Below are 21,962 nucleotides of genomic sequence, written 5' to 3'. Positions count from 1 at the left end.
CACTCAGGCGGATTGCTTGCGCAGCAGGTCGCGCTTCTTGAGATGCACCAGCACCTGGGAAATGGCGGCCGGGGTCACGCCCTGGATGCGTGAGGCCTGGGCCACGGTTTCCGGCCGTACTTCCTTGAGCTTCTGCTTGATCTCGTTGGACAGGCCACCAATGGCATCAAAATCAATATCATCCGGTAAACGGGTATTTTCATTCCGGCGCAGACGCTCGATTTCGTCCGCCTGGCGGGAGATATAACCCTCGTACTTGATCTCGATTTCCACCTGATCCGCCACCGCCGGGTCGTCTGCTTGGCCTTCGGCCATGTCAGCAATGTGGCGATAGTTGATTTCCGGGCGCCGCAGCAGCTCTGCGAGTGTCTGGTCTCGGTTCATGGGCTGACGCAGGTGGCTGTTGGCGGCGTCGCCGCCAGATGTTCCCGGATGAATGCGCGTGGTTTCCAGGCGCTGACGTTCTGCGGCGATGGCTTCACGCTTGCTGTTAAAGGCCTGCCAACGCTGGTCATCCAGCAACCCGAGCTTGTGGCCGGTTTCCGTCAGGCGAAGGTCGGCGTTGTCCTCCCGCAGGATCAGCCGGTATTCAGCACGGCTGGTAAACATACGGTACGGCTCGGAGGTACCCATGGTGATCAGGTCGTCCACCAGAACGCCGAGGTAGGCTTCGTCACGGCGGGGGTACCATTCGTCCTTGTCCTGAGCACGCAATGCCGCGTTGATACCTGCGAGAAGGCCCTGGGCACCGGCTTCTTCATAACCGGTAGTGCCATTGATCTGGCCCGCAAAGTACAGGCCCTGGATAAACTTGGTTTCCAGGGTGTGGCGCAGATCCTGTGGGTTCAGGAAGTCGTACTCGATGGCGTAGCCGGGCCGCGTAATGTGGGCATTCTCGAAGCCGGGAATGGTGCGCACAGCCGCCAACTGAATATCGAACGGCAGACTGGTGGAGATGCCGTTGGGGTATAGCTCATTCGTCGTCAGCCCTTCCGGCTCCACGAAAATCTGGTGCGAGTCCTTGTCGGCAAACCGGTTGACCTTGTCCTCGATGGACGGGCAATAGCGAGGCCCGATGCCTTCGATGTTACCGGCAAACATGGGCGACCGGTCAAAGCCACTGCGAATGATGTCGTGGGTTTGTTCGGTGGTGCGGGTAACGTAGCAACAGACCTGTTCAGGATGCTGGTTGCGGGAACCCAGGAAGGACATCACCGGCGCCGGGTCATCACCCCATTGCTCCTGCATCACGGAGAAATCCACGCTGCGGGCATCGATACGGGGTGGGGTGCCGGTTTTCAGGCGCCCGACGTTGAACGGCAGTTCCCGCAGACGCTGTGCCAGCGCGTTGGCCGGTGCGTCACCGGCACGGCCACCGGAATGCTGCTGCATGCCGATGTGGATAACACCGCCAAGGAAGGTTCCGGTGGTCAGCACCACCGTGGGCGCGCGAAAACGGATGCCCGACTGGGTCACCACGCCGGTGATGCGCTCGCCATCCACAATCAGGTCGTCAGCAGCCTGCTGGAACAGCGTCAGGTTGGGCTGGTTCTCGAGGATCTCGCGGATCGCCGCCTTGTACAGCACCCGGTCTGCCTGGGCGCGGGTGGCTCGTACTGCCGGTCCCTTGCGCGAGTTGAGCACGCGGAACTGGATGCCCGCCTTGTCAGTCGCCATCGCCATGGCGCCACCGAGAGCATCGATTTCCTTGACCAGATGACTCTTGCCGATGCCGCCAATGGCGGGGTTGCAGGACATCTGACCCAGGGTCTCGATGTTGTGGGTCAGCAGCAGGGTCTGGGAGCCCATGCGTGCAGCCGCCAGAGCGGCTTCAGTGCCGGCATGGCCACCACCAATGACTATGACATCGAAACGGGTCGGATAATCCACAACATCACCTCGGCAAACGGGGACTCAGAAAAATTCTCGGTATCAGGAAACTGCCTGAAAATCAGGGCGGGGAGTATAACGCCTCACCCGGTAAATTGCAGTCAGAATGTGCAAATTTTAACCAGACAGGCGGGTTATCGAAAGACCCCGAGCGCTACCTACCCGATACACGCGGTTTCACGCAGGGTTTCACGAATAGTGGATAACCGAAATCTGACAGATATCAGCGGCTTGTAGACACCTTCTCAGAAAACTTTTCAAGAAAGTTATCCACATATCAGATGTGCCCTATAACGCCTTATTATTCAACCTAACTATTTGTTTTTAATAACTTATTTTTGTTCTAACCAAAGCTTATCCGAAGGTTATCCAATAAATTATCCACAGTTTGGTGCTGCCTGCGGTCGTCAGAACTGATCCATCTCTTTTGATTGCGGGGCGGCCGTCATGCCGCGACCACCAGGAGACTGGCTGGCCTGTTGTTCAAGCTCCAGTGCAATCGCGTTGGTGGATTTGGCAAACCGTGCCAACAGGTTGTATAGCACCGGAATAATAAACAGGGTCAGGGTGGTGGCGAACACCAGCCCGCCGAGGATCACGATACCGATCGACGCCCGGCTTTCCGCCCCCGCGCCCGTTGCGAGCACCAAAGGCACGGCACCGAAGACCGTGGATATGGTGGTCATCAACACCGGCCGGAAGCGCAGGCTGGCACCTTCCAAAATCGCGTCCCTCACTTCATAGCCCTTATCCCGTAGCTGGTTGGCAAACTCGACAATCAATATGCCGTTCTTCGCCATCAACCCCAGCAACATGATGATGCCGATCTGGCTGTAGATGTTCAGGCTGATGCCGGCCCACCACAGGCCCAGCAGGGCTCCGGTAACCGCCAATGGGACCGACAGCATGATGATCAGCGGGTGAATCCAGCTTTCGAACTGGGCAGCCAGCACCAGGAAGACAATCACGAATGCCAGGCCAAAAGTGACGTAGATCGCCGACGACGATTCCTGGAATTCCCGCGATAGCCCTTTGTAGCTTACCCTTGCCTCCGGCGGCAGGTTATCCACAGCCAGGTTGTTCAGATACGTCAGTGCCGCCCCAAGATCATAGCCATCGGCCAGGGAGGCACTGATGACAACCGCCGGCAAGCGGTCGATGCGTCTCAGGTCGGGATTGGCGCCGATCTCCTCCACCGACACCAGCGCCTGGAGAGGGATCAGGGTGCCTCCCTCACGGGGGCGCAGGAAAATCTGCCCCAGGTCCGACGGCGTTGCCCGGTCAGCGTCCGCGGCCTGGAGGATGACATCGTATTCGCGTCCGCGGTCCAGGTAGGTGGTGACTTGCCGTGATGCCAGCATGGTCTGCAGTGTCAGGCCCACATCTTCGATGGTGACATCCAGGTCCGCGGCGCGCTCCCGGTCGATGGACACACGCAGTTCGGGGCGGGTCAGTTCGAAATCAGTGTCCAGGTTCAGCAGGTTCGGGTTGTCCTTCGCCCGCTCGACGATTTCCTCGCTCCAGGCCTGCACACTTTCGTAATCCGGCCCGGCCACCACGAATTCCACTGGTTGATCAAAGCCGCGCTGCCCAAGCCCCGGTGGGTTCACCGCAATCGCGCGAATACCTGTGACCTGGCTAAGCTTGCCTCGCAGCTCGCTGGTGATCTGTTGTTGTTTGACCTCACGGTCTTCCCAGGGCACCAGGCCCATGATCATGAACGCGTTGTCCTCTTCGTCGCGGAAGCCAACGATCGACAACAACCGATTGGAGACACCCTCTTCCAGGTAAGGCAACAGTTCCTGCTCCGCCTGACGCACGTAATGATCGGTGAACTCGACCGTCGAACCCCGTGGGGCGCTGGTCGGCATGATGATGACGCCCCGGTCTTCCGTAGGCGCCAACTCCTGCGGCAATCTTGGGAAAATCACGATGGCAACGATAAGCCCGACAAGCCCAAGTCCCAGCAACAATCCGGGCTGGTTGAGGGCGAATCGGAGCATGCGTTCGTAACCATGGGTCAGGCCATTGAGCACTTTTTCACTGGCCGCCCACAAGCGATGTCCTTCCGCCGATTCCGGGCTGTGTCGCAACCATTTTGAACACAGCATGGGCGCCAGGGTGAGCGCCACCAGGCTGGACACCACCACCGCCGCCGCCAGGGTGAAGCCAAACTCGGCAAACAGTCGCCCGATGTTGCCGCCCATAAACGAAATCGGCACAAACACCGCCACCAGGGTGAGCGTGGTGGCAATAACGGCAAAGGCCACCTGCTTGGCGCCGCGATAGGACGCCAGCAGTGGCGGTTCGCCCTCATCGATCCGGCGCTGGATGTTTTCCAGCATGACGATGGCGTCGTCCACCACCAGACCAATGGCCAGAATGACTGCAAGCAGGGTCAGTACGTTGATGGAGAAACCGAGGAAGCCCAGCCCGATAAAGGCGCCGATAACCGCCACCGGGATGGTCACCGCCGGTATCAAGGTAGCCCGCCAGGACCGCAGGAACAGGAAGATCACCAGAATGACCAGGGACACCGCAATGGCGAGCGTAAACACCACTTCCTTGATCGACGCGCGGATGAATATCGACTCGTCGTAGCTTTCGGCAATAGTCACTTCCGGGGGCAGGGTCTCGCGTATCTTCTCCAGCTCCGCACGCACGGCATCGGACACCGCCACCGTGTTGGCCTTGGATTGACGAATGATGCCCATGCCGATTGCAGTCTTGCCGTTGGCCCGCAGTCGGCTGACATCGGACTCAACCCCCATCTGGACATTGGCCACCTCGCCGAGGCGCAGAAGATCATTACCGTCGCGACGAATCACCAGATCACGGAACTGCTCCACATTGGTGAGCCGGCCTTCCGCACGCACCGTGAAGTTACGGGTGGAAGAGTCTACCGAGCCGGCGGGCAGTTCAACGTTATTGGCCCTCAGTGAGCGCTCGACCTCGGCCACGGTGATATCCCGCGCGGCCAACCGTTCACGGTCCAGCCAGACCCGGATGGCGTAGCGCCGCTCACCACCAATGCGTACGTCGGCAACGCCATCCAGCACGGACAGTCGGTCGGCAAGCACCCGTTCGGCAAAATCGCTCAATTCCGCACTGTCCCAGATGTCACTGCGCAGGGTCACCCACATCATCGGGCGGGCGTCCGAGTCGGCCTTCTGGACGACCGGCGCCTCAGCCTCTTCGGGCAGCTGATCGGCAATGCGGGACACGGCATCGCGCACATCGTTGGCGGCGATGTCGACGTTGCGGGAAATGGTAAATTCGATACTGGTTCGGGATTCGCCCTGTTCGGTGGAGGACTCAATGGAGCGAATACCTTCAATCCCGCTGATAGCCCCTTCAACCACCTGAGTGATCTGGGTGTCCACCACTTCGGCAGCGGCGCCGATGTAATCCGTGGAAATGGACACCACGGGTGGGTCAATGTCCGGATACTCCCGCACAGGAAGCCCCAGCAACGCCGCCAACCCGAAAACTACAATAAGAAGACTGAGAACCGTCGCAAAGACAGGGCGTTTGATGGAGACATCAGACAGGATCACGGTTCAGGACTCCAGGGAGTTGGCAAAGCGGTTGTCGGGAATCACGTTTTCCCCTTCCACCACACTGATCCTGTCGCCACTGCTCAATCTGTCCTGGCCGGTTACAATCACCTGCTCGTCCAGCGACAGTCCGTCAACGATTTCCACCAGGCCAGGCATCCGGGACCCCAGGGTCACCGAAACCCGTCGGGCGATACCGTCTTCGGCCACGAACACATACTTCTCGTCACCGCGAATCATTACTGCCTGCTCGGGAATGACCAGGGATTCTCGTTCGCGGAGTGTCAGCGTGGCCGACATGAACTGCCCGGGCCGAAGCTTGCCATCAGGATTGTCGATCAGCGCCCTGACCGGCAGTGTTCGGCTCAGTTCATCAATTCGCGTACCCAACTCCACCAGTTCACCGCCAAAGGTTTCCCCGGTATAGGCCGGCGACGTGCCCCGCACGGTCTGGCCAATGTGAATCTGGCCGAGGAAGCGCTCGGGGATTGCGAAGCCCAATTCCATCTTGTTGGTGGAATCCAGGGTGGCCACGGATGTGCCTGCACCGAGATAGGTTCCCAGGCTGATATCGGAAAGGCCGATAACCCCGGCAAACGGCGCTTCAATACGGTGGTTGTCGAGGCGGGTACGGGCCGCCTCGCGCTGGGCTTCCGCCACATCGACAGCGGTGCGCAGTTCATCCACCTGGGACTGGGATATGCTGTTGTTGGCCTGGAGTTTCCGGGCGCGATCAAACTGGCGACGGGCGTCGGAGAGGGTGGCTTCCGCCACCTGCAGATCGGCGCTGGCCTGACGATCATCGAGCCGCAGCAACAGGTCACCGGACTGGACCCGCTTTCCCGCATCGAGGTTCATTTCAACGACACGACCGCTGACTTCGGTGGTCAGTTCCACCTGATCCCGGGCCTGAAGGCTACCTACCGCCCTGACGGTGTCACTGACCAGCTCCATTTCGGGGGTGACCGTATTCACCTTGCTGGCAGGGCGTTCCCGCTGGGCGTCCGCCGCCTGCTCCCCGGTCAGATGCTGCCAGGAGAATGCCCCCCCGGCGGCCAAAGCCACGAGTATCAGAGCGATCAACCATTGCTTAACCATAATTGCATTATCCGTCTGCTTGATTGTGCCCCAACAACCGGCTGAAGGTTCGACATGGGCTATCGTTTGCTGATCACCAGCACGATCTCCCCGACTTCTATCCCCCATTTCGTCATGGTGGTCTGGTTAATCAGGGTGTCCGGTGTAATCAGGTACATCCAGTCATCCATGCGGACATCAATGGTGCCGTCGCCATAGGACACCCGCAGAACATAATTCATATTAATGGCATTGCCTTGCCAACGCATGGTGCCCGGCTCCACCACATCACCGGCATCGGCGTGCAACGCGCCGTTGTCGGGTGTCAGCGTCCATACCCGGGTCTGGACTTCGCCATCGTCGAAGCGGAACTCCTCATCCAGGGTGCCGATGCCGTTGCTGTCCCAACTGGCGGAAATATCTGCATCGAAAGTGCGAATCACTTCGCCCGAGAAATCCTTGACCACCCCCCGGGCAGATAGTTCGCCGGTAAAAAATTCCTGGGGCGTCAACACCGGCCCGCGGTCACTGTAATCCTCAAGCGACGGTCCGGCACAGCCCGCAAGCAACACTGTCGCCAACAATAACCAGAGACAGCGGGGCAGACCAGTGATCCTGTTGGTCCCAATCGATATTTGCATGATATTTACACTCCCCTGGTCATTCAGAATGGATAGTCGGCCCTTCAAATACGCCCATCACGTTGTTATCGATCATTAGAGGACGTCGGCGTGCATGCTCGCGTCATTTCAGCCAATTGTCCTTTCTGACAGGGGGCATGGCGGTTTCCGTCAATGGCAGGTCGCCGGCAATGCCGTAAAACATCGGGCAATGGAAACAGAACCACAGAGGTATTTGCTATGCCGGTGTACAAGGCACCCCTACGCGACATGAAGTTCCTGCTCAACGAGGTTTTCGACTACCCGGGACACTACACTCGTTTGAAAACCGGTGAGAATGCCACTCCGGATATCGTCGATGCGGTACTCAACGAATGCGGCAAATTCTGCGAAGAAGTCTTGAGCCCGCTCTACCAGAGCGGCGACGAGGAAGGCTGCAGACTGGATAACGGCGAAGTCATCACTCCCAAAGGCTACCGTGAAGCCTATCAAAAGTATGCGCAGGGCGGGTGGCAGGGCCTGTCTGCACCGGAGGAGTATGGCGGGCAGGGACTGCCGGCCTCCATGGGCCTGTTCAAGCAGGAGATGATGGGTACTGCCAACTGGTCCTTCTCCATGTACCCGGGCCTGTCGATGGGCGCCATGAACACCATCTTTCTGCACGGCAGCCAAGACCAGAAGCGAACTTACCTGGTACCACTGACCGAAGGCCGCTGGGGTGGCACCATGTGCCTGACCGAACCCCAGTGCGGGACCGATCTGGGACAGGTGAAAACCAAAGCGGCCCCGCAGGAAGACGGCAGCTTCAAGCTCTCCGGTACCAAGATCTTCATTTCCTCCGGTGACCATGACCTGACCGAGAACATCGTTCACATTGTGCTGGCCCGCTTGCCGGATGCCCCGAAAGGCACCCGGGGCATCAGTCTGTTCATCGTGCCCAAGTTCCTGCCCGACGGGAACGGTGGCGTTGGCGAAGCCAATGGCGTGACCTGTGGCAGCCTGGAAAAAAAAATGGGGATCAAGGCCTCAGCCACCTGCGTGATGAACTTCGACGATGCCACCGGTTTCCTGATCGGCCCGGAGAACGAAGGGTTGAACTGCATGTTCACCTTCATGAACACCGCGCGGATCGGCACTGCCATCCAGGGTGTCGGCCCGGCGGAACTGTCCTACCAGTGGGCGCTGGATTACGCCAGGGAACGCCGCTCCATGCGCGCCCTGTCGGGTAAGAAAGAACCCGACCAGGTGGCCGACAGCCTGATTCACCATGCCGATGTCCGCCGCATGCTGCTGACCCAGAAAGCCATCGCCGAGGGCGGGCGTGCCATGCTGTACTACGCCGCACGGCTGGCCGATCACATGGTGGAAGGCCACACCGCTGGTGATGAGAAGAAAGCGGATGCTTACGATGACAGGCTGGGCTTTCTGACCCCCATTCTGAAAGGCTTCCTGACCGAGCTGGGCAACGAAGCCGCCAACCTGGGGGTACAGGTGTTCGGCGGCCACGGCTATATCCGCGAGCACGGCATGGAGCAGATTGTCCGCGACACCCGCATTGCCACGCTCTATGAAGGGACCACCGGTATCCAGGCGCTGGACCTGCTGGGCCGCAAGGTGCTGTTGATGACTCAGGGCGGGGCGGTCAGGGAGTTCACCCTCAAGGTCGCCAATTTTGCCCGCAAGACCCTGACTGACAAACGGGTACGGCCTTTCTCGGTGGAGTTGCTCAAACTGACAGCGCAATGGAATGTGCTTACGGTGCGGCTGATGCTGGCCGCCCGCAAGGACCGCGATGTGGTGAGTTCCGCTGCCAACGACTTCCTGATGTACAGCGGTTACGTGACCATGGCCTACATGTGGGCAAGGATGGCGGCGGTCGCTTCAGAGAAACTGGACAAGAGTGGTGACGACTCGGAGGACTTCTACCGTGCCAAACTGGCCACGGCGGAATTCTACTATGAACGCCTGCTGCCCCGGGCGCAGGCTCACGCCACCGGCATGTTGAGCCCGACAAGAAGCCTGATGCAACTGGCGCCCGAGCACATGGCCTTCACCGACTGAAGCGAGTACGGCCTGTAGTACGAACTTACAGGCCGTACTTGGTTTCGATGGCCTCAAACATGCCGGTTTCATGAACCTTTCGAAGCCCGGCGTTAAGCTTTTCGACCGTGGCGTCCGGCGTATCCAGGTTGATCGCCAGGAAAAGCTCGGTGTCGTTAAACGAGTAGACCGGATCCAGCCCCTCAACGTTCTGCTGGGACGCAAAATAAGGGCCGGCCAGGCGGTCTGCGATCCACAGGTCAATCTGGCCGAGCTCCAGGCGTTTCGGGTTGAGGTCATCGCTGTCCAGAGTGGACACTTCGTAGCCGCGCTCGAGCAGGTATTCGGTCATTACGTCATTGCGATAGCCGCCAAAACGCAGCCCCCTGGCGTCCTCAAGCTTATCAATCTGCAGGTTTGTACCCGCCGGCGCGAAAATGGTCCAAAGGTTCCGGGTCAGCGGGCCAACCCATTTGAAACGCGGCGCGCGGGACTCCGTGTAGGTGGTGCAGAAAATGCCGTGGTTACGCTTGCTGAGTGCCCGGTTGTAACCGTAATCCCAATTGCGCAGCTTGATCACGTAATCCAGATCGGTGTTGTTCAGGATGGCCTTGACCATTTCCGTGCACAGACCATCAATGTTGGTGCCGTTATGCTCGAACGCCCGGCCGGTAGCGCTCATGTTGTACGGGGGGAAGTTTTCGGTATACAGATACAGCTTGTCTGAAGCCTGGGCGCTGGAAACACCCGTCATCAAGACGAGGGCAGCGAGTAAGAACACTGGCAGGTTCCGCACGGTTTATCTCCTTGATATGCGTGGTCGCCATGAGCTGATGTCACGGTCTGTCATTCTCTGTGTCGCCGGAGTCTACCCCAGGTTTTCACGGTATTTGACAATAAAAATGTGTGTTTTCGTAATGGAATGAACCGGCATCTGCCTAGTCAGCAGACCCGGGGGCCGGCACCGGCATGCTGACGTACTCGCCCTGTGAAAAGTCGATCCCTAACTCCCTTACCTTTGCCTGAACCGGCTCGTTGTGGACAAATTCCGCCACCGTTTGAATGTCCAGACTGCGGGCGAACTGGACGATGCCACTGGTTACCAGGAACGCGGTTTGATCTTCATGGAGGTTGCGAATCAGACTGCCATCAATCTTGATGAAGTCCACGTTCAGGCTCAGCAGGTGGGAAAAATTGGAGTAGCCAGTGCCGAAATCGTCGATGGCAATACGGCAGCCATAGGGTTTGACCTGTTCGATGAACGTGCGGATGTCGTCGTAGTTGGTAATACCATCCGATTCCAGGATCTCGAAGATAACGCGATCGCCAATGCCTGAGGTTTCGATGGCGGAGAGGATCTGAGCGACGGTCTCCGGCTCGGTGATGTCACCGTAGGAGAGGTTGATCGAAAACTCGTCGTCGCGCCCGGTAAAACAGGCAAAACATTTCTCGATCATCAGTTCGGTGATTCGTCGGTTCAGCCGCAGTTTATTGGCGATGTCCATAAAGCGGCCAGCACTGATCACGCTGCCATCCGGCTCCACCATCCTCACCAGGCATTCGTACTTGGAGATACGGCCGCTCTGGTTATCCTGGATAGGCTGAAACCACGGCACCAGGCGATCATGGTCAATGGCTTCTTTCAGGCGATTGGCCCAGTACAGATTGTTTTCGTAGTTTTCCTCAACCCCTACGGCCGGGTCATACAACAGATGATGGCGTCCTGTTTCCCGGGCCTGTAATACCGCCACTTTTGCCTGGCTGACCAACTGATCGGCGGCATCTTCCGGTTTCCGGCTATTGCGAAGCGCGATGCCGATACTGACATCCACCGTCAGGCGCTGTTCCTGCCAATACACCCGGTCGCCAGTAACCAGATGCCGGACCTGTACAGCAAGCTGGTGAGCCACTTCCGGCGCCATTGCCGGTGCCAGTACAGCAAATTCGTCACCGGGAAGACGGTATACCCGAAAAATTTCGCGGTTATGATCGCGGCTGAACGCGGTCAATCGTGTGGCAACCGCCAAAAGCACATGGTCGCCACAGACATTACCGAACAAGCTGTTGATCTGGTTGAAGCGGTCCAGATTGATGATCAGCAACGCGGCTGCCTGGCGGTTCTGGAGATCCCGCAACAAACGGACACGGTTCGGGAGACCGGTAAGGTCGTCGGTATAGGACGCCTGCAATTCACGAATCAGCTGGATAATCCGGTACAACAGATACAGGCTCAGGATCAGCATCGCCGAGACGGTACCGACCAGAATCAGGTAATTGGTGCGCTCCATCGGCAGCAGCACTGCATTGATCTCATTTCGCGGAACGCCGGCCCCGTACACCATGCCCCCAGCGGTGGCGGCATAGTAAAGCTCATAGTCTTCATTGCCCGCCGAGAGGCCTCGAGTGGTCAGTTCCCCGACCTCGCCCAAGGACCGTGCTGAGTCAACATCAGCACCAAGATCCAGCGCCAGGATGGCATCAATCAGGGCCTGCTCCCTGCGGGTGTCTTTCCCCTGACTGAGGCTCGAGAGATTGCGATTGTTGCGGTCATTCAGGAACGCGAAACTGTGTTGGGTGACGGTGATGCGACTGACAACATCAATGATCTGGTCCGCGCCCCAAGCAGTTGTCGCCATGCCCAGCAGGTTGCCGTCACGATCGTACATAGGACTGGCGAGCGTCAGCACCGCGCGTTCAGTATTGAGATCGAAATACACCGGCGACCAGTACACGTGTCCGGAATTGTCGGGATCGGCCGTCCACTCCTGTTCCAATGTGCGACCGAACCAGGGAGCGTTGCGATAGTGGTCAAAACGGGATTCAGTATCCAGCCTTGTCAGTGTGTTGTCGTCGCTACCCTGCAAAAAGTAGGGCATATAGCTGGTGCCTGTTTCTGACAACACGCCCGGCTCAAACCAGAGCCCGGCACCCGCCGCTCCCTCGAAATCCTGCAAATGGGCGTTCAAGGTGTGCTCCAGGCTCCCACGCACTATAGACAGAGCACGACCGGACATCCCACTCTCGACCATCTCGTGGAAACTCTCACCAACGTTGGCGAGGGTAATGGTGTAGCTTGCCAAAGCGGATTGACGGGCATTGATGCGCGACAGTCCTGCACCCACCACCTCATTGATCTGTTGCCTCCGAAGCTCGGAGAGGGCATCCCGTGAGTAACTGAGATTCAGGCTGGACAACAGAAGCATTCCGACAACAAACACCAGCAATAACAAACCCAGCATCCACATGATGGATTGGCGTGAGGACGGGGTTTTCCGACGAGTCAGGCGGCTGGGAAGTATCCCCGGCATTACGGATATCCTCGGGCAGTGAGTCAGGTGTCTCCGGCAGGGAGGTCTTCCAGATGCCGGTCCAGCGCTGCCTGTGCTTGCTTGTGGCCCCGCTTGGCAGCCTCAGTGTACCAATAAACGGCCTGATCCATATCCTGCCCGACACCACGTCCGGTGGCGTACATCTGGCCCAACAGAAACGCGGCTTCGCCAGAGGCAGGCGCCGCCTTTTCGGCCCATACCCGTGCACTGGCATAGTCTTCAAAGGCATGGAAAATAATGGCCATATTGGACTGCGCGCGCACGTCGCCGTTGTCAGCCGGACCCTGGCAGGCCTCTCTGGCTTCACTGTAATTGCGAATGGCCATCAACAGGTAGCAGTCACTCAGGGCCTGGTCGGAAACGCCGCTTTCATCGGCAACGTCTACCGTGGCTGGCTCCGGCTCAGCACGAGGTTCGGGTTCCGGTGTCGACGGCTGCCGCTTCACCCGCTCCGCAAAGGCGGCAACCTGGTCCGGGCATGAGTAACTGTAGCCGGCTTGATAGCGCTGAAGCATCGCGTTAGTCGCCGGCTCATTAGCGTACTCTTCTGCAATGGCTTCACAACGCAGATCCCTTTCCCGTTCCACGTTATGTAGTACGGAAGCGCGGGATGGATCGTCGCGGTGCTCCGCAAGGTATTCCGTCAGCGGGTCGATATACGGCTGGTCAAACAACGCCCGCTGTTCCCGTTGGTAGGAATTCGGCGTTTTCGGGTTAACGATCTTCTTCATCACCTGCCCGGTTCGTTCCAGCAAATCCGACGACGCCTTGGACAAGCGATCACCGTCGACGCTTGCGCATCCGCTTAGAAAGAGCAAAATCAGAAGACAGGAATACGGACGATACATCTACACTCACTAGCCGTTTTCAGCAGTCGATGAAGCGACTAGTTTTACACGGAAGAAGGCAGGTTCAAACCGTTTCTTTTGAGGCTTATTTGCCGATGCAGAATGTGAAGCTTTCCGAGTTATCGACCAGATAAGTAACTTTCGGGAATTACTAGCTCGGAGGAATGTGGAGAAAATTGTAAATTCTTGGGCTTTTCCACAACTCACTAACCGATACACGTGGCCAAGGGCAACAGTTGGCTCCTAAACCGTCTAAGCTTACACTACGTCCTGATAAATTTTGTTCCGAGCAGAAGTCATGGCCACCACTTACGCCAGAATCAATCCAGATATCCTTACCTGGGCCCGAGAGCGGGCACAGCTTAGTGTGTCTGCTCTTGCATCCAAACTGGGGGTGCCAGACGATAAGATTGATGCCTGGGAGCGAGCTGAGAAACCGCCAACCTTCAAACAGGCTCAAGATTTTGCCACTAAGACGCACATTCCGTTTGGCTATCTGTATCTGAAGCAGCCGCCGGAAGAGACGTTACCGTTACCAGATCTTCGGACGGTCGGCGGGCGTCATCCTGACCGACCGTCTTCCGAGCTTATCGATATGGCTCAGATCGTTCTGAGACGGCAGGAATGGTATGCAGAGTATCTCCGAGACCAAGGTGTGGAGCGAAACCCATATGTTGGTCGGTTCACTGCTCGCTCCAATATCCATGATGTGGTCCAGGACATGCGGCAAGTGCTCGGTATACCAGCTCATCCCGAGCGAGGTAACTGGGAAGATTACTGGCGCTTACTCATCCGCAAAATCGAAGGCGCGGGCATCCTGGTCATGCGGCAGGGATTCATCCGTCATCACTCTCGCCCGCTATCTGTTCAAGAATTTCGCGGCTTTGCCATTTCCGATCCTCTGGCACCGGTGATCTTTGTCAACCAAACCGATGCCCCAGCCGCACGCTTGTTCACCTTAATCCATGAATTGGCGCATATCTGGATTGGCAAGAGCGGGGTTTCTGACGCAAGTCCCGATACTCACCAAAGAGAAGAGATTTTCTGTAACGCTGTAGCGGCGGAATTTTTGGTTCCCGAGGCGGAGTTTAGTACCCACTGGCAACACACCGAAGATTGGAAAGGGAACCTGCCAATATTAGAGGCCCATTTCCGCGTCAGTACATGGGTAATCGCAAGGCGAGCACTGACACTCGGGAAAATTTCCCGGGACGATTACCAGAATTACGTCAATGATCTTCAAGAACGTTACCGGAACCGTGAAAAAACCAAAGGCGGCCCTACGTACTACAGAACTCAAAGAGGGCAGATCAGCGAAACGTTCTCTAAGGCGCTGGTCAGCGAAGCTCTCAGTGGCCGTGTCCTTCTTCGGGATGCGGGTAGCTTACTGAATATGAAGCCCCACAAAATAACCAACTACGCCAAAGAATTAGGGATCTGATGTATTTGCTGGACGCTAACACCTACATCCAGGCGAAGAACCTCCATTACCAGATGTCATTCTGTCCTGCATATTGGGCTTGGCTCGACCAACAGTATGCAGTGTCAGCACTGGCGAGCATCCGCACTGTCTATGATGAATTGTCTGATGGAGATGACGAGCTTTCGGATTGGGTCAAGGACAGGAAGGACCAGTTCATCCCAGTTTCAGGCGATGATATTCAGCAGAAGTTCACAGAAGTAGCTCAGCATGTAGCTGATCTGGAAGGAAAAAAGCAAGAATTTGTGGCGGAGTTCCTAAGTAAAGCGGATCCCTGGCTCATCGCAACGGCGGCGGTCATCGGCGGTACTGTCGTTACTCACGAAATACCAGTCCCCCAAAACAGTACCAAGGTCAAAATTCCAAATATCTGTGATGTCTTCGGTGTACCCTATACCACCACGTTCCAGCTATTGAACCAGCTAGAAGCCCAGTTTGTACTTGGCTAATACAGTTTAAGAAATCCCATCTCGGTCCACGCCCGATTATTCAAGAATCCCCGCCGCCCTGCAGGCTTCCAGAAATGGTTTTTTCAGAAAATTGCTCTCTGCGAAGGGGTACCGGGCAGTCTGTCGCGATAAGGTTTTCAAATAATCATCCGGTAGCCGATCATCTTCTCTCCATTCATCCAGCACCTGCATCAACCAGTATTTTCCATCATTCTCTCTGCAAATTTTCGCTTTATAGCGCTCCTCGATGCCATATATGTCTTTCCAAGTCTCGATCTCCTCATGAACAACAGCCGGACCAAATGTGAGTTGAATATCAGCAGGAACCAGCCGATCGATATCCGAATGATTGAGGTCAATAGCAATCTCAATATCGTGAGCATCCATTGCGTATGGGTAGAAAGCCTTGCGTCGACCTGCACCTTTGTGGACGGGATCCTTGCTCTTTTTGTAAGTGCTGTTGCATTCATGACAGGCTGGAGCGAGATTACGAAAGTTGACCGAATTAAACGGGTATAGTGCCTTGGGAAGGTAATGGTCATAGGCCTCCCGGTAATCGTGGTCTGGACCTTTCATATCGCTGATCCCGCAGAAGGGACATTTACCACTACGGTTTGCCCCAGAAAAAGCCTCGTTGTAGTGATCGCCGATCTCCCCGATCTTTTCTTTCAGTGCCGCCAGATTGAGGTAGGAATACAGATTTTTGAAGAACGATTTTAGTTGGTCCTTAATGCCATTCAGCTTGGTAGGAAGGTCAGCGTACCGAGCAACCGAGATGCTCGAATCGTTGGCGCATACCTTTTCAATGTCGTTGTTCGCCTGATACCACTGACGGAATTGTTCAATCTGCGCATCGTCCAATGTGGTAAATAGCTCAAAGATTCGCTGCACGTGGCCCAAGAAGAACTCAGAACCCTGACTATCACTGTAGTGAAATGCATTCATGACCTCGTATAGATCAGGATTGGGTAAAAACAAGTCCAAACTAAATGGCCCATAGCCAGGCGCCTTGCACCAAACTTCATAGAAAATAAAATCAATAAACTCCTGCATTTTCTCCATCTGATGGGACACATAGGTATAGGGAAATAACATCAGTCTTGCACCTCTCCGTTCTGATCCTCCTGCTTATCAAGAATAGCTTTGATCAGAAGAATTTTTTCCACCGAGTCACCCAGCTCCCGATTAATATCCTCAATCAAGTTTGAGGAATCTTCCTCTCCACTCTCAAAGCGAGAACGTAGCTGATCCAGTATTTCCTTGGCGTAAGCGCCGATAGTTTCTTGCTGGTCAAAAGTGTTCATGGTGATCTTGTTAATCGACGCGCCCAATGTGTTGTAACGTGGGTGGCGAATACTCACATCTCCCGTGCTCTTGTCCTTTTTGAAAACAAGTACCTTCTTGGGGCGACTATCGCTTACAAGAAAAGGGCTGTGAGTCGTAACCAGCATTTCCTGACTTTTGATTTGATCTTTTGAGAAGCACTGGCGCAGACGGCTGATGAAATTGGCGCGCCATTCAGGGTTGAAATGAGTTTCCGGCTCGTCGAGTAAAAATAGGCTGTTGGTGTCACGGAATAGCAAGCACAATCCCAGACTGTGGAGCAATTGGTGCTCACCATCCGAGAGTTCCTTGAGCAACATGGGCTGCTTAACACCCTGCTTGGTAAAGTAGAAATTCTTGAAACGCATGATGCGCTCGTCGGACGGCAGCGTCGGCACGGTTTCACTGACGTAATGGCTGCTGGAACGATAGAGTTCGTTCTTGAGAATGTCACTGACCGGATAAAGGTTTAGTGTAAGCAGCACCTGAAGGGCTTGGAACAGCGCCAGAGCTGAATAGTCAAAATTTTCCTGGAAGGCCTGCTGGGTGTTGTCATCCACCCAGTAGTCGAGAATCAGGGTATCGCTGTCTTCATCCAGAAAATACAGCGTTGCACAGCGCTTCAAGGCGCTGATAATTCGCGACGAGCGCTCGTCACCCTCCAGCAGATAGGTCAGGTTCAGCCGATATCGGATTTCGCCAATATCGTCTTCTTCCAAGCTGAGTGCCGAGTTGTTATCAATAATCTCATCGATAGTCTGGCGTTTATTTTCATCTTTACTGGCGAAGGCTTCCAGATACTCAGGAGGAATCAGGATGCTCCGGCGAATCAGAATGCGGAATTCCCTGAGTGACTCGACGCCAATATCTTCCCGAAAGGGTGTCAGTGTTTCCTCGTCCTGAAATAGCAGGTTACATAGCAGAATGGCCTGACTAAAACTGGTGTCCAGATAGGCCAGCCGGGTATCCGGTCTGCCGGAATAGCTGCTTTGCCGAGTGAGTGCATCCCAGTATTCATCGAACTGAATAAAGCGCGTTTTAAAAAAAGGCAGGCTGAGAATTTCGTTTTCGCCGGAGGAGTAACCCAGAACATACTCAGGTAGCAGTATATCGGCATAGCCACCTCCGAAGGCCTCATTGGTATCCGTCTCGAACTCACCCTGGTTGTCCCAGAGGTACCGGACAGATTCGCCACGCTCTTTCCAGACACTAACCTTGGCCCACTGCGGGCTGTCAGCATGACGGTATTCCTGCGGAACCTGAATTAGGTAATCCAATTCAAACGCCCTGGGCTGAAAGTCCAGCGTTTCATCCTGCAAGGTTTCCGGCAGGAAGTTACTGCGTACACGGCGGATTTCCAACTGAAAGAAGATGGCACTCAGCGCTTCGAGCAAATTGGACTTACCACTGCCATTGGGACCAGCGCAGACAAAAGGTGAGATGCCCTCCGGCTGTTCCAGCTCTTCCTGTAATGTCCATTCAGTGCGGAAGTGGTGCTCAAAGCCATAGGGTAGGCCGCGAAAGCCGTCTAGATCGTTGATCTTTAGGCGGATCAACTTCATACCAGCGCCCTCAATGCGATGCTATTGTCTTCGTCGTTATAGAGTTGTTCGATCTCCCCTTCGTTCAGCAACTCAAAAATCAGTTTCTTGATGCGCTCATAGCCTTGCTGGGTGATGGTCTCCAGTCTTGTAAGTTTACCCATCAAGCCTTTCACAGAAAGCGATGGCTCTTCTACCAGAGCCTGCAAAACATCGTGGCGAGTGAAGATATATCTGGGTTCGTCCTCGTCTTCTCTGCCTACTGAAACAGCAGGCGCAGAAAGTTGCGGCATCCAATCCGCAGTATCGGGTAGTGCAGCCTGTAAACTCCGCATCGTATGATCGGATTCTTTCAGGGCGCGCGCTGTCTCATCCGGTAGTGCCAAGGCAGCCATGGACTTTTGCATTTCCTTGAAGGGCTGGGTCGCTGCCTCAATCATCGCTTGTTGTTCTCTCAGCCAACCCATATCCAATTTCGGCAGGGAGTCGGCAATCTGTTTTGCTAGCTTTGTGGATTCGTTGATGGAAGCCATTTCCTGAGTCAATTTCTGGACGCCCGACGAGGCAGCCAGCGCTTCCGTAGCCCGAGCGATGGAGTTCATATTTTTCAACTCGTCGAGCGGTGTGCGCCAAAGCGACGCCTGTTCAGCCATTTCCCGTGCGGCCCTGAGTGCGGGGATATCCAAGCCCGCTAAAGCTGACGGTGCCTGAAGTGCTTTCAATATGGCGTTGTGTTTACCGTTAAAATCGTTCAGTTGATCGATCACGCTCTTACTAGCTTTCATAGTTCTATCTGAAGCTGCAGATATCTGAGCAAGATCAACGACTGTTTTTTTACTCTCAGGCAATGGCACTCTGGATAAATCCAGCCCACCTTTAAAGGCATGCTGACTAAGAGCGCCATAAAGTTCTTCCAGATCAGTTAGGCCTTTCAGATAAAAGTTCTTTAATTTATCAACTTTTGCGTGTGTATCAGCAAACTTGTTTTGCAGATCGATTGGTGGTCGCTTTAACTGAGTACCTTTGATTATTCCTAGGTTGAGGCCGCTCATGATGGCGCCTCTATTCTTGCTCTTGAACTGATTTAATATGAATGGGCTAGAGTGAACTGAGTAAGATATGAACCAAGGATTAGCGAGCTTTTTATTAAGGGTTATCGCCGCCAAATGCTTTGTGTTCACTGCTAAAGGGATGTCATCGGGAACCACAGCAGAGCGCCCAATAGTTCCCATGATCGTGATGATCACGTCTTCTGGAAAAATTCGATAATTCTCAAGTTGTTTGTATTTTTCATGGGTTATGAATCGCTGCTCACCCCAAACAAAACGATTCTGTACGGCATTGTCGATACCAAGAACAGCGACGTCACCTTCAGTGGTGAACTCGCTGTGCAACAGATTTGAGCCAAAAGGCCCGGTACGCAAAGCACGTTTATGATTTGCTGCAAGGTCTTTTATCTCGACTAGTGGCCAGTCCGCATACCCATGAGCCTGGGGGCCAAACATATCCAGAAAAACGCTTTTGAGCAGATCGTCGAGCTGTTTCAGGTGCTGTTTGCGCCGGACGATCAGATTTTCCACCTTGCCAAGCAGGTAGGCAATGCGTTTTTGGTCGTCAAGAGGGGGTAAGGGGATAGATATTTTTTTTAAGGTTGCCTGTGTAATAGCTTTGAATGTCGAACCTGTTCCCAAGGAGTCGATTCGTTCCTCATTGGCCTTCAGATAGTAGAAAAGAAACTCCCCATCCAGAGTTCTAGATGGTCGAATGGCTGCCAGCCCTCTGCCGATGATTGATTTCTGATCACAAATATTTACCGCACCGACAGGAGCTCTCACAGAGATTAATATATCTCCGGGATAGGCTTCCTTTCGCTTTTCGCTAGTGCACCACATTCTGACTCTGGGATGTTTTTCCTGAAAATCGGCTTTACCTTGGAAGAAAGGCAATCCCTCCCCATTAGAATTGTACGTTGAAGATTCCGGAGATTGGCCTGCTACAACTGTTGCAACAGATTGAAGTGGCGTGGTTATCATCCCACCATCCCCTTCAGCTCCAGCAACTCACGAACAATCCCGCTCTGTACCTTATCCAGTTCGCTGTCCTCAAGCTCCCCCACTTCCGCCTGAATCAACCGCTCCAGAATGACAGCAGAGGCTTCGTATTCGATTTCCTCAAACACATCTTCTTTGTAACGGCTTAACGACAGGTCATAGCCTTCTCCTTCGATATCGGCACGGGACACCATAAAGTACTGGGCAGTGCGGTCGGTGTCAGTTTCAGCGTTGCGGGCCTGGTATTTGGTAACGATGTCTTGCAGGTCGCCATTGCCGTCCTGCTTGCTGCGCCTGTCATCCAGGCTGTAGCCGTCGTTTCGCATGTCATAGAACCAGACATGCTCGGTGGCGGGCTGGCTGACCTTATCCTGGGCTCCCCATACCTTGGTAAACAAGAGAATGGCAGTGCTTACACCGGCATAAGGTTTAAACACACCGCTGGGCATGGTAATCACAGCTTTAAGGTCACAGCATTCAACCAGAGTCTGGCGTAGTTGTTTGAAAGCTTTTCCGGAACCGAACAGCACCCCTTGAGGCACGATCACGCAGGCAGTACCGCCTTTTTTCAGCAGGCGGTAGATGTTCTCCACAAACAGCAGTTCGGTTTTAGTGGTGGCAAGGCTAAGGTTTTCATTGATGTCGCCCTTATCGATGCTGCCAGTAAAGGGCGGGTTGGCCATAACGATGTCATATTCGGCATCCTGGTTGTAGCCTTTGCTCAGCGTATCTCTGTAGTCGATATTGGGCTCATCGATGCCATGCATCATCAGGTTCATCAGCCCGAGGCGGACCATGGTGCTGTCGATATCGTAGCCGTGCAGGGTGTTTTCCAATATTTGCTGGGCCTTTTCTGTAAGGCCAGCGGCGACTGACGTGCGGACAAAGCCGTCTTCGTCGGTTTTCAGGTCTTTGGCCCCAGCTTTCCTGGCCAGATCAGTGACAATGTACTGATAGGCACCCAACAGGAAGCCACCGGTACCACAGGCCGGGTCGGCAATCTTGTGACCTAGTTGTGGCTGTACCAGCTCGGCCATGAGTTTGATGATATGGCGCGGAGTGCGGAATTGGCCGTTTTTACCAGCAGTAGCGATTTCAGAGAGCAGGAATTCGTACACATCCCCTTGGATATCCTGAAAGGCCTGCCCGTTTTCCTTAGCGTCCTGCTCCATGATGGCGAAGATTTCATCAATGGTTTTCACCGCCTCCACCAGCAAGGCCGGTTTCGGGATGATGAACACGGCGTTTTTCATATGATGGGTGAAGTTGGACTCCGCGCCGTTCATATCCTTAAGAAAGGGGAATACCTTGGTCTGCACATGCTGGAGCATATCTTCGGCCTGTCTGCGTTTGAATTCGCTCCAGCGCAGGCTGTTTTTGTCGATGCCGTGTTTGCGATCATCCTCAGCACGTATATCGATTTCTTCCAGTTTGCTTTCACGGCCACTCAGCTTTGTCCTGTATTCTGGTGGCACCCAGATACCCTCAAACTTGGAGGTGTACGGCTCACCAGTCCACTCGGCATCAGCCTGACGCTTCAGGTCCAATTCATCCAGACGTTTCATAAACAACAGGTAGGTGATCTGCTCGATGGCCGTTAGGGGGTTGCTGATGCCACCGCTCCAGAATTTATTCCAGAGCTGGTTGATCTTGCCTTCGAGTTCAGAGTTGTTCTGTAACATGGTTGTCGCATTTCCTATTTGGGGCCGGGGAATCTTCCCGATTGGTTCGAGGCACCTTTTCCTGTCTGTTTCATC

14 protein-coding genes are annotated in these 21,962 nt (G+C 55.0%); 3 read left to right on the top strand and 11 right to left on the bottom strand.

The window, feature by feature from the left end:
* Positions 1-3: 3 nt before the first annotated feature.
* The 4 genes from mnmG to SIC19_RS10340 form a co-directional block, all read right to left on the bottom strand.
* Positions 4-1,890, bottom strand: a complete 1,887-nt coding sequence (gene mnmG, locus SIC19_RS10355) for a tRNA uridine-5-carboxymethylaminomethyl(34) synthesis enzyme MnmG (RefSeq protein WP_127402027.1) — start codon at positions 1,888-1,890, stop codon at positions 4-6.
* A 407-nt stretch (positions 1,891-2,297) separates the two neighbouring features.
* Positions 2,298-5,447 carry an efflux RND transporter permease subunit gene (locus SIC19_RS10350; protein WP_127402028.1) on the bottom strand — a complete coding sequence of 1,050 codons (3,150 nt, stop codon included), beginning with the start codon at positions 5,445-5,447 and terminating at the stop codon, positions 2,298-2,300.
* A 3-nt stretch (positions 5,448-5,450) separates the two neighbouring features.
* Positions 5,451-6,545 (bottom strand): efflux RND transporter periplasmic adaptor subunit, encoded by a 1,095-nt coding sequence (locus SIC19_RS10345; RefSeq protein WP_127402029.1) that lies wholly within the window; start codon positions 6,543-6,545, stop codon positions 5,451-5,453.
* Between the two features lie 59 nt (positions 6,546-6,604).
* The gene (locus SIC19_RS10340) at positions 6,605-7,165 is read right to left on the bottom strand and encodes a DUF3833 domain-containing protein (protein WP_127402030.1); all 561 of its coding nucleotides are present in this window, start codon (positions 7,163-7,165) and stop codon (positions 6,605-6,607) included.
* A 219-nt stretch (positions 7,166-7,384) separates the two neighbouring features.
* Here SIC19_RS10340 and SIC19_RS10335 point away from each other — a divergent pair, with 219 nt between their 5' ends.
* Positions 7,385-9,205 carry an acyl-CoA dehydrogenase C-terminal domain-containing protein gene (locus SIC19_RS10335; RefSeq protein ID WP_127402031.1) on the top strand — a complete coding sequence of 607 codons (1,821 nt, stop codon included), beginning with the start codon at positions 7,385-7,387 and terminating at the stop codon, positions 9,203-9,205.
* Positions 9,206-9,230: 25 nt separating this feature from the next.
* Here SIC19_RS10335 and SIC19_RS10330 read toward each other — a convergent pair whose 3' ends face one another.
* The 3 genes from SIC19_RS10330 to SIC19_RS10320 form a co-directional block, all read right to left on the bottom strand.
* A complete protein-coding gene (locus SIC19_RS10330) occupies positions 9,231-9,980 on the bottom strand; it encodes a substrate-binding periplasmic protein (protein ID WP_127402032.1) in 750 nt (249 codons plus the stop codon).
* A 142-nt stretch (positions 9,981-10,122) separates the two neighbouring features.
* Complete coding sequence (locus SIC19_RS10325) at positions 10,123-12,492, bottom strand: EAL domain-containing protein (RefSeq protein ID WP_228712272.1); 2,370 nt, start codon at positions 12,490-12,492, stop codon at positions 10,123-10,125.
* 23 nt (positions 12,493-12,515) lie between these two features.
* A complete protein-coding gene (locus SIC19_RS10320; protein WP_051947097.1) occupies positions 12,516-13,289 on the bottom strand; it encodes a tetratricopeptide repeat protein in 774 nt (257 codons plus the stop codon).
* Between the two features lie 370 nt (positions 13,290-13,659).
* On the opposite strand from SIC19_RS10320, the gene SIC19_RS10315 reads away from it, so the two are divergent.
* On the top strand, positions 13,660-14,802 hold the full coding sequence (locus SIC19_RS10315) for an XRE family transcriptional regulator (protein WP_127402033.1): 1,143 nt from the start codon (positions 13,660-13,662) through the stop codon (positions 14,800-14,802).
* Positions 14,802-15,290 (top strand): DUF4411 family protein, encoded by a 489-nt coding sequence (locus SIC19_RS10310; RefSeq protein WP_185906461.1) that lies wholly within the window; start codon positions 14,802-14,804, stop codon positions 15,288-15,290. Before SIC19_RS10315 ends, SIC19_RS10310 begins: the two co-directional genes overlap by 1 nt.
* A 36-nt stretch (positions 15,291-15,326) precedes the next feature.
* Here the strand turns inward: SIC19_RS10310 and SIC19_RS10305 are convergent, their stop codons facing one another.
* Genes SIC19_RS10305 through SIC19_RS10290 form a run of 4 tightly spaced genes read right to left on the bottom strand, consistent with a single transcriptional unit; the run spans position 15,327 to position 21,887 of the window.
* Positions 15,327-16,385, bottom strand: a complete 1,059-nt coding sequence (locus SIC19_RS10305) for an HNH endonuclease (RefSeq protein WP_127402035.1) — start codon at positions 16,383-16,385, stop codon at positions 15,327-15,329.
* Complete coding sequence (locus SIC19_RS10300) at positions 16,385-18,175, bottom strand: restriction system-associated AAA family ATPase (RefSeq protein WP_127402036.1); 1,791 nt, start codon at positions 18,173-18,175, stop codon at positions 16,385-16,387. Before SIC19_RS10300 ends, SIC19_RS10305 begins: the two co-directional genes overlap by 1 nt.
* On the bottom strand, positions 18,172-20,187 hold the full coding sequence (locus tag SIC19_RS10295; RefSeq protein ID WP_127402037.1) for a restriction endonuclease subunit S: 2,016 nt from the start codon (positions 20,185-20,187) through the stop codon (positions 18,172-18,174). The genes SIC19_RS10300 and SIC19_RS10295 overlap by 4 nt, the downstream gene beginning before the upstream one ends.
* Positions 20,184-21,887, bottom strand: a complete 1,704-nt coding sequence (locus SIC19_RS10290; protein WP_127402038.1) for a type I restriction-modification system subunit M — start codon at positions 21,885-21,887, stop codon at positions 20,184-20,186. The genes SIC19_RS10295 and SIC19_RS10290 overlap by 4 nt, the downstream gene beginning before the upstream one ends.
* Between the last annotated feature and the right edge of the window lie 75 nt (positions 21,888-21,962).

Source organism: Marinobacter sp. MIT930201 (assembly GCF_047122665.1).
Taxonomy (GTDB): Bacteria; Pseudomonadota; Gammaproteobacteria; order Pseudomonadales; family Oleiphilaceae; genus Marinobacter; species Marinobacter salarius.
This window is presented reverse-complemented; position numbering and strand designations above follow the sequence as displayed.

Bases quoted from the DNA above. Each gene is read 5' to 3' on its own strand.
- SIC19_RS10315 (WP_127402033.1), top strand. From the start codon at position 13,660: ATGGCCACCACTTACGCCAGAATCAATCCAGATATCCTTACCTGGGCC.
- SIC19_RS10325 (WP_228712272.1), bottom strand. From the start codon at position 12,492: ATGCCGGGGATACTTCCCAGCCGCCTGACTCGTCGGAAAACCCCGTCC.
- SIC19_RS10295 (WP_127402037.1), bottom strand. From the start codon at position 20,187: ATGATAACCACGCCACTTCAATCTGTTGCAACAGTTGTAGCAGGCCAA.
- SIC19_RS10335 (WP_127402031.1), top strand. From the start codon at position 7,385: ATGCCGGTGTACAAGGCACCCCTACGCGACATGAAGTTCCTGCTCAAC.
- SIC19_RS10310 (WP_185906461.1), top strand. From the start codon at position 14,802: ATGTATTTGCTGGACGCTAACACCTACATCCAGGCGAAGAACCTCCAT.
- SIC19_RS10345 (WP_127402029.1), bottom strand. From the start codon at position 6,545: ATGGTTAAGCAATGGTTGATCGCTCTGATACTCGTGGCTTTGGCCGCC.
- SIC19_RS10340 (WP_127402030.1), bottom strand. From the start codon at position 7,165: ATGCAAATATCGATTGGGACCAACAGGATCACTGGTCTGCCCCGCTGT.
- SIC19_RS10300 (WP_127402036.1), bottom strand. From the start codon at position 18,175: ATGAAGTTGATCCGCCTAAAGATCAACGATCTAGACGGCTTTCGCGGC.
- SIC19_RS10290 (WP_127402038.1), bottom strand. From the start codon at position 21,887: ATGTTACAGAACAACTCTGAACTCGAAGGCAAGATCAACCAGCTCTGG.
- SIC19_RS10305 (WP_127402035.1), bottom strand. From the start codon at position 16,385: ATGTTATTTCCCTATACCTATGTGTCCCATCAGATGGAGAAAATGCAG.